At 78.2% G+C, this 14,243-nt stretch carries 8 protein-coding genes and 2 pseudogenes; all 10 read right to left on the reverse strand.

Annotation, left to right across the window (positions count from 1 at the left end; all coding sequences use genetic code 11):
- Positions 1 to 12: 12 nt before the first annotated feature.
- Positions 13 to 183 (reverse strand): annotated as a pseudogene (locus AC1WTP_RS00320) (4Fe-4S binding protein); the annotation flags it as partial.
- Entirely contained in the window at positions 171 to 2,030 is a 1,860-nt protein-coding gene (gene cobJ / locus AC1WTP_RS00325; protein ID WP_481647213.1) for a precorrin-3B C(17)-methyltransferase, read from the reverse strand. The pseudogene AC1WTP_RS00320 and the gene cobJ, both read right to left, overlap by 13 nt.
- On the reverse strand, positions 2,027 to 3,295 hold the full coding sequence (cbiE, locus tag AC1WTP_RS00330) for a precorrin-6y C5,15-methyltransferase (decarboxylating) subunit CbiE (RefSeq protein ID WP_481647214.1): 1,269 nt from the start codon (positions 3,293 to 3,295) through the stop codon (positions 2,027 to 2,029). Before cbiE ends, cobJ begins: the two co-directional genes overlap by 4 nt.
- Positions 3,292 to 4,443 carry a cobalt-precorrin-5B (C(1))-methyltransferase gene (locus AC1WTP_RS00335; RefSeq protein WP_481647215.1) on the reverse strand — a complete coding sequence of 384 codons (1,152 nt, stop codon included), beginning with the start codon at positions 4,441 to 4,443 and terminating at the stop codon, positions 3,292 to 3,294. Before AC1WTP_RS00335 ends, cbiE begins: the two co-directional genes overlap by 4 nt.
- A complete protein-coding gene (gene cobM / locus AC1WTP_RS00340; RefSeq protein WP_481647216.1) occupies positions 4,440 to 5,312 on the reverse strand; it encodes a precorrin-4 C(11)-methyltransferase in 873 nt (290 codons plus the stop codon). Before cobM ends, AC1WTP_RS00335 begins: the two co-directional genes overlap by 4 nt.
- A complete protein-coding gene (gene cobI, locus AC1WTP_RS00345; RefSeq protein ID WP_481647414.1) occupies positions 5,309 to 6,049 on the reverse strand; it encodes a precorrin-2 C(20)-methyltransferase in 741 nt (246 codons plus the stop codon). The genes cobM and cobI overlap by 4 nt, the downstream gene beginning before the upstream one ends.
- A gap of 161 nt (positions 6,050 to 6,210) precedes the next feature.
- Complete coding sequence (locus tag AC1WTP_RS00350; protein ID WP_481647415.1) at positions 6,211 to 7,548, reverse strand: cobyrinic acid a,c-diamide synthase CobB; 1,338 nt, start codon at positions 7,546 to 7,548, stop codon at positions 6,211 to 6,213.
- Between the two features lie 119 nt (positions 7,549 to 7,667).
- Complete coding sequence (gene cobO / locus AC1WTP_RS00355; RefSeq protein WP_481647217.1) at positions 7,668 to 8,279, reverse strand: cob(I)yrinic acid a,c-diamide adenosyltransferase; 612 nt, start codon at positions 8,277 to 8,279, stop codon at positions 7,668 to 7,670.
- A 143-nt stretch (positions 8,280 to 8,422) separates the two neighbouring features.
- A pseudogene (locus tag AC1WTP_RS00360) lies at positions 8,423 to 10,576 on the reverse strand (putative cobaltochelatase); the annotation flags it as partial.
- Complete coding sequence (cobN, locus tag AC1WTP_RS00365; RefSeq protein WP_481647218.1) at positions 10,573 to 14,241, reverse strand: cobaltochelatase subunit CobN; 3,669 nt, start codon at positions 14,239 to 14,241, stop codon at positions 10,573 to 10,575. The pseudogene AC1WTP_RS00360 and the gene cobN, both read right to left, overlap by 4 nt.
- Between the last annotated feature and the right edge of the window lie 2 nt (positions 14,242 to 14,243).

The raw sequence follows: 14,243 nt of genomic DNA on the forward strand, positions 1-14,243 counted from the left end.
ACATCGGTCGGTGCCGGTGGCGCGGATCGCGTCCACCGGGCAGATCTCCAGGCATTCCAGGCAGCCGGTGCACCGGTCGGCGCGTACCTCGAGCCCGCCGGCCACCGGCCGGAGCGCGTGCGTCGGGCAGGTGAGCAGGCAGGCGCCGCAGCCCTGGCAGCCGTCCACCCTCACGGCCGCCACCGGTACCCCCGCGGGGTGACCATCCGACCGGCGACGATCCGGGTGCGGCTGCTGCCCACCACCACGACGCTGTACATGTCGACCAGCGCGGCGTCGACGGTGGCCAGGGTGGCCAGGTGCACGCGCTCGCCGGCCCGGCTGGCGTTGCGCACCACGCCGACCGGGGTGTCCGGCGGGCGGTGCGCGGCGAGCAGCCGCAGCGCCGCGCCGAGTTGCCAGTCCCGGGTGCGGCTGCGCGGGTTGTAGAGCAGGGCCACCAGGTCGCCCTCGGCGACCGCGGTCAGCCGGCGCTCGATGACCTCCCACGGGGTGTGCAGGTCGGAGAGGCTCAGGTAGGCGTGGTCGTGGCCGAGCGGCGCGCCGAGCAGGGCCCCGGCGGCGAGGGCGGCGGTCACCCCGGGCACGCCGACCACGTCGATCCGCTCGTCGGCGTACTCCAGGGCGGGGCTGGCCATCGCGTACACCCCGGCGTCGCCGGAGCCGACCAGCGCGACGGCGTGCCCGGCGGCGGCCTCGGCGACCGCGGCGCGGGCCCGCGCCTCCTCGGCGCCCAGCCCGCTGGCCAGCACCCGGGTGCCGGGGCGCAACAGGTCGCGCACCTGGTCGACGTACTGGTCGAGGCCGACGACCACGGCGGCCCGGCGCAGCTCGGCGACCGCCCGCGGGGTGCGCAGGTCGGCGGCACCGGGGCCGAGCCCGACGACGGCGAGCCGGCCGCGTGGGGCGTGCCGGGCCACCGCGACGGTGGCCATCGCCGACGCGGTCTTCGGCACCAGCAGTTCGGCGTCGCCGCCGAGCAGCGCGGCCGCCTCGGCGACGCTCGGCGTGCCGACCGCCGCGCGGACCACCTCGCTGGGGTGCGGCACGTCGACCGCCGCCAGCTCCGCGGCCGGATAGGTCACCAGCGGTACGCCGAGCGCGTCCGCGGTCGCCCGGATGCCCGCCTCGTCGGCCTTGACGTCGGCGCTGGCCAGCTGGCGCAGGCTGGCCGGGCTGAGCCCGGCCGTGGCGAGCGCCCGGTCCAGCAGGCCGCGCACCTCGGTGGCGGGCACCCCGCGGCTGGCCCCGACCCCGGCGACCAGCGACGGGGGCCGCAGCACGGCCGTCCGGGAGTCCAGCGGCACCAGCCGGTCGGTGACCAGCAGCCGGTACCCGCCGCCGGCCGCCGGCCCGGCGTCCACCACCGGCGCGGCGTCCCGCAACGGTGCGGCGTCCACCGGCGGCCCGGCCTGCGCGGTCGCATCCGCACCTGCGCCGGCAGCGGCGGTCGCGGCCGGACCGGGCAGGTCCGCACCGGGCGCGGGGCCGACGTTGGGTGGCAGCGCGGGCAGCGGCCAGGCGGCGTCGGCGACCAGCGTGACCGGCTCGCCGTCGAGGATGGCGCGGCTGACCGCGGCGACGGCGCCCTCGACCGGCCAACCGAGGGTGTCCAGCCCGGGCAGGCCGGCCGTGTCGGTGGCGGTGGTCACCACCGGCCGCGCGTCGAGCAGCGCGCCGACCCGCTCGGCGAGGTCGTTGGCGCCGCCGGCGTGCCCGCCGAGCAGCGCGATCGCGTGCCGGGCCGCCTCGTCGACCACCACCACGGCGGGGTCGGTGCGCTTGTCGCCGAGCAGCGGCGCGAGGACGCGCACCACCGCCCCGGTGGCCAGGAACGCCACCACCGCGTCGCACTCCGACCAGGCGGCGCGCAGCGCGTCGGCGACGCTCGCTCCGGTCACCGGCCGGGCCTGCGGCCAGGCGGCGGCGAGGACGCCGGCGTGCCGGCGACCGGCGGCGGTGGCCGCGACGAGTCCGATCCGGGCCGGGACGGCGTTCCCGCCGGACGGGGCGGTGGTCGGGTGGTTCACGGGCGCTCCCCGGTGAGGACGACCACCGGGTTGGTGGCCGCGAGTCGGATGGATCCGCCGGGCAGGTCGGCGAGGCGGGCGGCGCCGAGCTGGACGCCGTCGACGGCGTAGCCGGCGGCGCGCAGCAGCCCGACCGCCGGGGCGACCCGGTCCACGGCGGCGAGGGTGACCACCACCCGGTCGGGCCGGCGGCGGGCGACGGCGGCGAGCACGTCGGTGCCACCACCCCCGACGAACACGGCGTCCGGGTCGGGCAGCCCGCGCAGCGCCGCCGGGGCGCTCCCGCTCACCACCCGGACCTCGACGCCGTGCCGGCCGGCGTTGGTGCGGACCAGCCCGACCGCGGCCGGGTCCCGGTCGACCGCGACGACGGCCGCGCCGAGCAGCGCGCACTCGATGCCGACCGAGCCGCTGCCCGCCCCGACGTCCCACACCAGCCGGCCGAGCCGGGGGCGCAGCCGGGCCACCGCCAGCGCCCGGACCTCGGACTTGGTGATCATCGAGTCGCGGTGCGCGTAGGCGTTCTCGGGCAGCGCCCAGCCGCCGGCCGGCGCGGCGGCCGGCTGGTTGTCCACCCGCATGCCGGCCGCCGGGCCGCCGCCGGTCCCCGTCCCGGGGGCCGGCTCGGCGAGGCAGAGCAGCACGTGCGGGTCGGCCCAGCCCTGCGCGGCGGCCGCGGCCGGCGTCGTCTCGACGACCCGCTCGGCGTCGGTGCCCAGGTGCTCGGCCACCACCAACCGGCGCGACCAGCCGGCCAGCCCGGCGCCGATCTCGGCCGCGCCGGCGGCGGGCGCGGTGAGCACCGCCACCGCCGGCAACGCCCGGCAGGCGTTCAGCGCCGGGCGCAGGTCCCGTCCGTGCGCGCTGACCACCACCGCGTCGTCCCATGGCCGGCCGGCCCGGGCGAACGCGGCGGCGACACTCGACACCGCCGGCAGCACCCGCGGGCGCAGGCCGGCGGCCCGCAGCCGGCGGACGATGCCGAAGAAGCCGGGGTCTCCGCTGGCCAGCACGACGGCGGGTGTGCCGGCGGCGGCCGCGGCGACGAGCCGGTCCAGCGCGGGGGTGAGCGGGCCCAGGATGACGGTGGCGCAGCCGGGCGGCAGCGGCACCGCGGCGAGGTGCCGGGCCGCGCCGACCACCAGGCCGGCGCCGGCCAGCGCCTCGGCGAGCCCGGGGTGTGCCGGGCGGCCCGCGGCGTCGACCCCCACGACGGTCGGCCCGGGCGTCGGGGCACCGTCGGCAGGCGGCCGTGACGTCGTCATGCCGCCCACCGGCCGGACGAGGCGACCACCCGGGAGCCGGCGAAGTCCACCATCGCCACGTCGACGGCCACCGCGTGGTCGGCGAAGCGGCGCAGCACCTGGCGTACCCGGTGGCAGAGCAGGTCCCCCGCCGGACCGAGCAGCCCGGCGGCCTCCCACAGCTCGTACGCGTGCCGCCCGGTGTTCGCCTCGGTGACCGCGGCGACCAGGTCGGCGTCGCCGCCGGCCTCGGCGGTGACCGCGCCGAGCAGGGACAGGTCCACCTTGGACCGGGTGTAGTGGGTCATCAGCACGCCGGCGGCGAGCTTGGCCAGCTTGCCGGCCATGCCGACGAAGACCACCCCGGTCAGGCCGTCGGCGACGGCGGCGGTGACCGCCGCGCCGGTGAAGTCGCCCACCTCGACGAAGCAGACCTCGGGCAGCTCCGGCAGCAGCGTCCGGGCCGCCCGCTCGGTGCGCCCGCCGGTGCAGAGCACCACGGTCCGCTGGCCCTGCGCGGCCATCACGTGCACCGCCTGCACCACGCTGGCCCGCCAGGAGGCGGTGGAGAAGGGACGGACGATCCCGGTGGTGCCGAGGATCGAGATGCCGCCGACGATGCCGAGCCGCCGGTTGGTGGTCTTGCGCGCCATGATCTCGCCGCGCGGCACGCTGATCACCACGTGCACGCCGGCCCGGGTCAGGTCGACCACCTCGGCCACCGCCTCGCCGATCATCCGGCGCGGGGTGTCGTTGATGGCCGGCCCGCCGACGGCCAGCCCGAGGCCGGGGCGGGTCACGGTGCCGACGCCGGTGCCGCCGGCCAGCAGCAGCCCGGGCGCCGCCGACCAGCGCACGGTGGCGGTCAGCTCCGCGCCGTGGGTGACGTCCGGGTCGTCCCCGGCGTCCTTGACCACCACCGCTTCCGCGCCCGGCGTCGGGCCGGCGGCCAGTTCGCACCGGGCGACCGGGAAGCGCACCCGCCGCCCGGCGGGCAGCCCGATCTCCACCTCCCGCTGCGGCACGCCGGTGACCAGCGCGGTCACCGCGGCCTTCGCGGCCGCCGTGGCGCAGGCGCCGGTGGTCCAGCCGGTGCGCAGCGCGGTGGGCCGGACCTTCGCGGTACGCGGCAGGTCCGGCTCGCGCAGCGGCGGCTCGGCGTACGTCATGCCGGGCGCCCGTCCCCCGCCGTCTCGCCGGCGACCCGGGCCCGGCGCAGCTCGGCGCGGGCGGCCCGCTCCGCCTTGCGGTAGGTGTGGAAGTGGCCGGGGTGGTAGAGGTGCGAGCGGGTTCCGGCGGCGGCCAGCGCCGGGCCGACCAGGAACAGGGTGTGCTTCCAGAGCCGGTGCTCCTTCACGGTGGCCGCCAGGGTGCCGACGGTGCAGCGCACCACCAGCTCGTCCGGCCAGGTCGCCTGGTACGCGACCACCGCGGGGGTGTCCGGCGGATAGCCGCCGGCGAGCAGCTCGGCCTGCACCTGGCCGGAGCGGGCGGCGGAGAGGAAGAGCGCCATGGTGGTGCCGTGCCGGGCGAAGTCGCGGACCCGCTCGCCCGCCGGCATCGGCGTCTTCCCGCCCTCCAGCCGGGTGAGGATCACCGACTGGGCCACCTCGGGGATGGTCAGCTCGCGGCCGACGATCGCGGCGACCGCGGTGAACGAGGAGACCCCGGGCACCACCTCGACCGCCAGCCCGAGCGCCCGGCACAGGTCGAGTTGCTCCTGCACCGCGCCCCACAGCGCCGGGTCGCCGGAGTGGATCCGGGCCACGGTGAGCCCGTCGGCGGCGGCCCGCTCGTAGAGCGGGAGCACCCCCTCGATGGGCAGCTGCGAGGAGTCGACGATCTCGGCGCCGGGCCGGGCGTGCCCGAGCACGTCGGCGTGCACCAGGCTGGCCGCCCAGATCACCACGTCGGCGGCGCCGATCACCCGGGCGGCCCGCAGGGTCAGCAGATCCGCCGCGCCCGGGCCCGCGCCGACGAACCACACCTTGCCCGGGCCGGCCGGCCCGCCGGTCCCGGCGATCGCTCCAGTGCTCACAGCTTTCCTCCCCGACGGTCGCGGCGGGCCGCGACCAGCAGCGTGGACAGGTAGGGCAGGTCGTCGTCCCCGGCCGGTTCGACCGGCCCGATCCGCTCGCCCGGCAGGCCGAGCCCCCGGCCGAGCACGGCGTCGCCGAGCCGGCCCTGCCGGCGCAGCTCGGCGACCAGGTCGGCGTGCCGCCGCCAGCCCTTGTAGGCGACCACGGTGCCGGGGCCGGCGAGCGCGTCGGCGAAGAGCGCCAGCCCGGCGGTGGCCGGCAGCAGGGTCAGCGGTTCCCGGCCCTCGCAGAGCGGGACGCCGCTGCGCGCGGAGAGCTCCTGCATGGCGGTGATCCCGGGGACCGTGCGCACCTCCACCGACGGGCGCAGCGCCCGGACGGTCTGCGCCAGGTAGCCGAAGGTGGAGTAGACGTTCGGGTCGCCGATGGTGGCGAAGGCGAGCGTGCGGGCGCCGGCGTCGAGCGCGTCGACCACGGCCCGGGCCGCCGCGTCCCAGGCGCCTTCCCGGCGGCTGGTCACCCCGCCCCGGTCGTCCAGGGCGAACGGCAGCCGGCGCAGCCGGTCCGGCGTGACGTGCGCGGCCACGGTGCTCTCGGCCCGCCCGGGCGGCGCGTCGCCGTCCGCGGCGCGGCGGTCCATCACCGGTACGAACACCACGTCGGCCTCGGCCAGCACCCGGACCGCCCGGAGGGTGAGCAGTTCCGGGTCGCCCGGACCAACCCCGACCCCGGTCAGCGTGGCGGCGTCGGCGGGCCCGGGCCGGCCGGCGCCGTCGCCGTGCCCGGGCGGGTGGGCGTCGGGTCGCGCGGTCACCGGCCGGCGGCCGGCCAGCCGGCGGGCGGCGTGCGGGTCGGGGGGCGCGCCGCGATCGTCCGCCGGGATGCCGTTCGGCGCGGTCACCGGCTCGCCGCCTCGACCAGCCGGCGGGCGGCCTGCGGGTGGCCGGCCCAGTGGGTGTGCAGGTAGGACGCGTGCACTTCACCGGCGACGAAGCCGTGCTCGGCGCCGTCCCAGCGCCACGCCGGCCGGTCGCCGCGACCGGGGTCGGTGGTGGTGCGGTGGAACTCGTGGCCGCGTACCGGCTCGCCGGCGCGGGCCAGCGGGGAGTCGGTGGCGGCCACCGCGTCCCGGTAGCCGAGGGTGAGCCGGTCGGTCATCCGGGCGGTGAGGTCGAGCCGGCCGCACATCGGCACCCCGTCCAGGGACCGGCCGAGGTAGAGCAGGCCGGCGCACTCGGCGAGCAGCGGGCCGTCGAACGCGGCCAGCTCGGCGCGGAGCGAAGCGTTGTCGGCCAGCTGCGCCGCGTACGCCTCGGGAAAGCCGCCGCCGACGACCACCGCGCGGGTGCCGGCGGGCAGCGCCGGGTCGCGCAGCGGGTCGAAGGTGGCCACCGTGGCGCCCGCGGCGGCGAGCAGTTCGGCGTGCTCGGCGTAGGAGAAGGTGAAGGCCGGGCCGCCGGCGACCGCGACGACCGGGCGGCCGGTGCCGGCCGGGCCGCCGACCGCGCCGGCCGGATCCCAGGCCGGCTCGGTGAGTGGCGGGGCGGTCCGGGCCAGTTCCAGCACGGCGTCGAGGTCCACGGTGGACTCCACCAGGTCGGCGAGCGCGGCCACCACCGCGAGCGACTCCGGCGCCCGCTCGGCGACCGGCACCAGCCCGAGGTGGCGCGACGGCGCGGCCACCTCGGCGGCCCGGGCGACCGCCCCGAGCACCGGTACGCCCACCTCGGCGAGCGCGTCGCGCAGCAGCGTCTCGTGCCGCGGCGAGCCGACCCGGTTGAGCAGCACGCCGCCGATCCGCACGTCCGGGTCGAACGCGGCCATCCCCAGCGCCAGCGCGGCGGCCGAGCGGCCCTGCGCGGTGGTGTCCAGCACCAGCAGCACCGGGGCGTCGACCAGTCGGGCGACGTGTGCGGTGGAGGCGAAGCCGCGCCGGCCGACCGCGCCGTCGTGCAGCCCCATCACCCCCTCGATCACGGCGACGTCGGCCGGGGTCGGCACGGACGCGCCGTGCCGCAGCAGCGGCGCGATCCGCTCCGCACCGACCAGCCAGGGGTCGAGGTTGCGGCCGGGCCGGCCGGCGGCCAGCGCGTGGTAGCCGGGGTCGATGTAGTCGGGGCCGACCTTGTGCGGGCTGACCGTCAGGCCGCGGCGGCGCAGCGCGGCGAGCAGCCCGGTGGCGACGGTGGTCTTGCCGTGCCCGCTGGCCGGCGCGGCCACCACCACCCGGGGCAGCGCCCAGGGCGCGGCCGGGTCGGGGTGCGGCCCGCCGCCGGCCGGACCGGCGGACGGGTGCCCGGCGGGCGCGGCGGGCCCGTCGGGGCGGCGCTGGTCGGCGCGCCGGCCGGGGCCGGTCACCACTCGATGCCCTTCTGGCCCTTTTGGCCGGCGTCCATCGGGTGCTTGACCTTGGTCAGCTCGGCGACCAGGTCGGCGGCGTCGACCAGGCGCGGGTCGGCGTCCCGGCCGGTGATCACCACGTGCTGGAACCCGGGGCGGTTCGCCAGGGTGTCGACCACCTCGTCGACGTCCACCCAGCCCCACTTCATCGGGTAGGTGAACTCGTCGAGCACGTAGAGCCCGTAGCGCTGCGCGGCCAGGTCGCGCTGGATCTGCCGCCAGCCCTCCAGGGCGTCCGCGGCGTGGTCGGCCGCGCCGCCGCGCTGGATCCAGGACCAGCCCTCGCCCATCTTGTGCCAGGCCACCGGGGCGCCCTGACCGGTGCGCTCGTGCACCTCGCCGAGCGCGCGGAAGGCGTTCTCCTCCCCCACCCGCCACTTGGCGCTCTTGACGAACTGGAACACCCCGATCGGCAGGCCCGCGGTCCACGCCCGGAGCGCCAGGCCGAACGCGGCCGTCGACTTCCCCTTCATCTGTCCGGTGTGGACGAGCAGCAGCGGGCGGTGGCGCCGCTGCCGGGTGGTCAGCCCGTCGGCGGGTACGTGGGTCGGCTTTCCCTGCGGCATCAGGCGACGCTCCTGTTCGGCTCGGCTCCCGCACCGGCGATCTTGCGGTTTGTACCCGCGATTTCGGTGCTTCCGTCCGTTGTGGCGGGGCCCGAAGTGCGAGATCGCGGGTGGCGGGTGGGGTGGGTGGCGAGGTGGGTGAGGGGGGCGGTGGCGACCTCGTTCAGGGGGTGGTGGTCGGCGGCGAGTTGGGCGGCGAGGCGGCGGGCCAGACCGAGGCGGACCGGGCCGGTCTCGCAGTCGACGACGACGCAGGGGGCGCCGGTGGCGGCGAGCACGGCCGCGGCGTGGCCGGCCCGGTCGAGTGGGCGGTCGCCGGCGGTGGCCCGGCCGTCGGTGAGCACCAGCACCAGCGGGCGGCGGCGAGGGTCGCGCAGCCGCTCCACCCGGAGCAGGTCGGCGGCGGCCAGCAGCCCTTCGGCGAGCGGGGTGCGCCCGCCGGTGGGCAAAACGGCGAGCCGGGCGGACGCGGCGAGCACCGAGGAGGTGGCCGGCAGCAGGGTCTGCGCGGCGGCGCCCCGGAAGGCGACCACGGCGACCTTGTCCCGGCGCTGGTAGGCGTCGGTGAGCAGGGCGAGCACGGCGCCCTTGACCGCGGCCATCCGCTGCCGGGCCCCCATCGACCCGCTCGCGTCGACCACGAAGAGCACCAGGTTGCCCTCGCGCCCCTCGCGGACCGCCTCGCGCAGGTCGACCGGGCGCAGCCGCAGTGGACCGTCGGTGCGGCCCCGGGCGGCCTGGTGCGGGGCGGCGGCCCGCAGCGTCGCCGGCAGGTGCAGCGCCCCGGCGCGGCCGGCCGGCACCCGGGCGCCGGTGGTCCGGCCCCGGCCGGTGCGGGCCCGGGACCGGCGGCCGGGCACGCCGTCGCCGACGCCGGGCGCGGTGAGCAACCGCGCCTTCAGGCCCTGCCGAGGCACGGCAACCGGCTGCCCATCCGCGCCGGGCGGGCCGTCCGGACGGGGCCGGCCGGGGCCGCCGCCCGCGCCCGGGTCCCCGCCACCGGGGCCGGCCACCGGGCCGTCGGAGAGCTCGGGCGCCCCGTCGGCGCCGCCGGACCGGTCGGGCCGGCTGCTCCCGGCCCGGTCCCGGGCGGCGTCGCCACGCCCCGGGTCCGGCCCGGCCGGTGGGGTGCCGCCGGATCCACCGTCCTCCCGGGACCCGTCGGATCGGCCCTGGTCGCCGGCGCCGCCGGGACCGCCGTGCGGGCCGGGACCGGGGGTGTCGGGGCCACCGCGCGGGCCACCGCCGGAGCCGCCGGGGCCACCCGGATCGTCGTCGGGGTCGTCGTCGCCGGCCCGGTCCAGGGCCTCATCGAGGCGCTTCTCGTCCAGACCGGGGGTGTCGAACGGGTCCCGGCGGCGGCGGTGCGGCAGCGCCAGCCGGGCGGCGACCCGGACGTCGTCGACGGTGACCGCGTCCCGGCCGTGCCAGGCGGCGTGCGCGAGCGCGGCGCGGGCGGTGACGATGTCGGCACGCATGCCGTCGACGTCGAAGGCGGCGCAGACCTCGGCGATCTGGCGCAGCGCGGCGTCGGGCAGCCGCACCGCGTCCAGCCGCCGCCGGGCGGCGGCCACCCGGCGGGCGATCTCGGCGTCGGCGGCGGCCCAGCGGGCGGCGAACCCGGCTGGGTCGGCGTCGGCCGCGAGCCGGCGGCGGACCACCTCGACCCGGACGGCGGGGTCCCGGCTGGCGCCGACCTCCACGGTGAGCCCGAACCGGTCGAGCAGCTGCGGGCGCAGCTCCCCCTCCTCCGGGTTCATGGTGCCGACCAGCAGGAACCGGGCGGCGTGGCTGACCGACACCCCTTCCCGTTCGACGTGGCAGCGGCCCATCGCGGCCGCGTCGAGCAGCAGGTCGACCAGGTGGTCGTGGAGCAGGTTGACCTCGTCGACGTAGAGCACGCCGCGGTGCGCGGCGGCGAGCAGGCCGGGCTCGAAGGCGCGGACCCCCTCGCCGAGGGCGCGTTCCAGGTCCAGCGAGCCGACCACCCGGTCCTCGGCGGCGCCGACCGGCAGCTCCACCAGCCGGGCGGGGCGGCGTTCGGCGGCCGACCCGGCCGGGTGCGGGCCGTCCGGGCAGGCCGGGTCGGGGGCGGCCGGGTCGCAGCCGAACCGGCAGCCGGCCACCCGGTCGACCGGGGGCAGCAGCGCGGCGAGCGCGCGGACGGCGGTGGACTTGGCGGTGCCCTTCTCGCCGCGTACCAGCACCCCGCCGATGGCCGGGCTGACCGCGTTGAGCAGCAGGGCGAGCCGCATGTCGTCCATGCCGAGCACCGCGCTGAACGGGTAGCCGGTCATGCGCGATCCTCCAGGTCACCCTCGCTGGCCAGGTACGTCTCCCGGAGCCGGTCCAGGGTGGCCGGCTCGGGCTCGGCCCACAGGCCGCGGTCGGCGGCCTCGAGCAGCCGCTCGGTGATGCCGCGCAGCGCCCACGGGTTGGACCGCTCCAGGAACTCCCGGGTGGTCTCGTCGAAGACGTACGCGGCGGCCAGGTGCTCGTACATCCAGTCGTCGACCACGCCCGCGGTGGCGTCGTAGCCGAACAGGTAGTCCACGGTGGCGGCCAGCTCGAAGGCGCCCTTGTAGCCGTGCCGGCGCATCGCCGCGATCCACCTCGGGTTGACCACCCGGGCCCGGAACACCCGCCGGGTCTCCTCGCCCAGGGTGCGGGTCCGCACGTCGTGCGGCATCGCCGAGTCGCCGACGTACGCCGCCGGGGACGCGCCGGTGAGGTGGCGGACCATCGCCACCATCCCGCCGTGGTACTGGAAGTAGTCGTCGGAGTCGACGATGTCGTGCTCCCGGGTGTCCTGGTTCTTCACCGCCACCGCGATCCGGGCGAAGGAGCGTTCCATGTCGCCGCGCGCCGGGCGCCCGTCCAGCCCCCGGCCGTAGGCGTAGCCGCCCCAGACGGCGTACACCTCGGCCAGGTCGGCGTCGCTGCGCCAGTTGCGGGCGTCGATCAGCGGCAGCAGCCCGGCCCCGTACGCCCCCGGCTTGGAGCCGAAGATCCGGGCGGTGGCCCGCCGCTCGTCACCGTGCTCGGCCAGGTCGGCGGCGACGTGCGCCCGGACGTGGTTGTCCGCGGCCGGTTCGTCGAGGCCGGCGACCAGCCGCACCGCGTCGTCGATCAGCGCCACGACGTGCGGGAAGGCGTCCCGGAAGAAGCCGGAGATGCGCACCGTGACGTCGATCCGGGGACGGCCCAGCTCGGCCGGCGGCACCACCTCGACGCCGGTCACCCGGCGGGACCGGTCGTCCCACGTCGGACGGACACCGAGCAGCGCCAGCACCTCGGCGATGTCGTCACCCTGCGTCCGCATGGCGCTGGTGCCCCAGACGGTGAGCCCGACCGAGCGCGGGTACTCCCCGGTGTCGGCGACGTGCCGGGCGAGCAGCGAGTCGGCCAGGGCCACCCCGACGTCCCAGGCGTTGCGGCTGGGGATGGCCTTCGGGTCGACGGAGTAGAAGTTGCGACCGGTGGGCAGCACGTTGACCAGGCCCCGGGTGGGCGAGCCGGACGGGCCGGGCGGCACGAACCGCCCGTCGAGCGCGGCCAGGGTGTGCGCCAGTTCGTCGGTGGTCCGGTCCAGCCGGGGCACCAGCTCGGTGGCGGCGAAGCGGAGCACCGCGGCGGCGTCCGGGACGCTCCGGCCGGTGACCTCCTCGACGACCGCGTCGACCTTGTCGGCGGCCCAGCCGAGGGTCTCCATCCCGACCACCAGCCGGCGGGCGAGGGCCTCGATCAGGTCGACGGCGTCGGCGGCGGTGGCGGCCGGCCCGTCGACGGTGTCGGTCAGCGCCGCCGGCAGGGCCAGCCGCTCGCCGGGCGCGGCGAGCAGCGCCTGCTCGTCCAGCCCGTAGCTGGTGGCGACGGCCTGCCGCAGGCCGGGCAGCGCGTACGCGCCGCCCCAGACCTGCGGGGCGCGCAGCACGGCGAGGACGAGGTTGACCCGGGCCTCGCCGGTGGGCGCGGCGGCGAGCACGTGCAGGCCGTCGCGGATCTGCACGTCCTTGACCTCGCAGAGGTAGCCGTCGAGGTGCAGCACGAAGTCGTCGAAGTCGTCCTCGCCGGGCATCTGCTCGGTGTGCAGGTCGTGGTGCAGTTCGGCGGCGCGGACGAGATCCCAGATCTGCGCCCGGACGGTGGGCACCTTGGCCGGGTCCAGTGCCTGCACGGTGGCGTACTCGTCGAGCAGCTGCTCCAGCTTCGCCAGGTCGCCGTACGTCTCGGCGCGGGCCATCGGCGGCACCAGGTGGTCGACGACGACGGCGTGCGCGCGCCGCTTGGCCTGGGTGCCCTCGCCGGGGTCGTTGACGATGAACGGGTAGACCAGCGGCAGGTCGCCGAGCACGGCGTCCGGCGCGCAGTCGGCGGCCAGCCCGAGCCCCTTGCCGGGCAGCCACTCCAGCGTGCCGTGCTTGCCGAGGTGCACCACCGCGTCGGCGCCGAAGCCGCCGTCGGCCACGGGCGCGGCCAGCCAGCGGTACGCGGCCAGGTAGTGGTGGCTGGGCGGCAGGTCCGGGTCGTGGTAGATGGCGATCGGGTTCTCCCCGAAGCCGCGCGGCGGCTGGATCAGCAGCACCACGTTGCCGAACCGCAGTCCGGCCAGCACGATGTCCCCGCCGTCGGTGTAGAGCTCGCCGGGCGGCTCCCCCCAGTGGGCGCGCATCCGGTCCCGCGGTGCCGTCGGCGCCTGGTCGAACCAGCGCCGGTAGGTCTCCCCCGGCACCCGCGCCTCGGCGGCGGCGAGCTGTTGCGGGGTGAGCCACTCGACGTCGTGCCCGCCGGCGGCGATGAGGGCGTGGATGAGCGCGTCCCCGTCGTCGGGCACCGGGGCGTCGCCGAGGTGGTAGCCGGCCTCGGCCAGCGCGGCGAGCAGCCGGACCGCCGAGGCGGGGGTGTCCAGACCGACCGCGTTGCCGACCCGGGAGTGCTTCGTCGGGTACGAGCTGAGCACGACCGCGAGCCGCTTGTCGACGTTGGGCACCTGGCGCAGCCGGGCCTGCCGCACCGCGATGCCGGCGACCCGGGCGGCGCGTTCCGGGTCGGCCACGTAGCCGGAGAGGCCGTCGGCGTCGATCCGCTTGAACGAGAACGGGACGGTGATGATCCGGCCGTCGAACTCGGGGACGGCCACCTGCATGGCGGCGTCCAGCGGGGACAGTCCGGCGTCGCTGCCGGCCCACTGCTCGCGGGTGCTGGTCAGGCAGAGGGCCTGGATCACCGGCACGTCCAGGGCGGCGAGCGCGCCCACGTCCCAGGCGTCCTCGTCGCCCCCGCCGGAGGCGTCGGCGGCCACCGTGCCGCCGGCGGCGAGCACGGTGACCAGCAGCGCGTCGCAGCGGGCGAAGAGCCCCAGCGGCCCGGCGCCGGCGGTGAGCCCGCGCAGCGAGCCGCAGTAGATCGGCAGCGGGTTGCCGCCGGCGGCATCGACCGCGGCGGCGAGGGTGTCCACGAAGCCGGTGTTCCCGGCAAGGGCGTGCGCCCGGTAGAAGACGATGCCGACGGTCGGCCGGTGCGGGTCGGCGGGGTGCTCGCCGTGCACCCCGTACGCCGGGGTCGGCGCGGGCGGGGCGAAGCCCTCGCCGGTGAGCAGCACGGTGTCGGAGAGGAACCGGGCCAGCTGGGCGAGGTTCTCCGGCCCGCCCTCGACCAGATAGGCCAGCGCCTCGGTGGCCACTCCGGACGGCACGGTGGAGGCGGCCATCAGCTCCGCGTCGGGCACCGTCTCGCCGCCGAGCACGACCGTGGGAACGCCGCTGGCCAGCACCGCGGCCAGCCCGTCCGGCCACGCCTGCCGCCCGCCGAGCAGGCGTACGACCGCGAGGTGGACGCCGTCGAGCAGCGCGGGCACGGCGTCGGCGGCGACCCGGGCCGGGTTGGCCAGGCGGTAGTCGGCGCCGCTGGCCCGGGCGGCGAGCAGGTCGGTGTCGGCGGTGGAGAGCAGCAGGAGGCGCACGG

This window comes from Micromonospora sp. R311, from assembly GCF_056780015.1.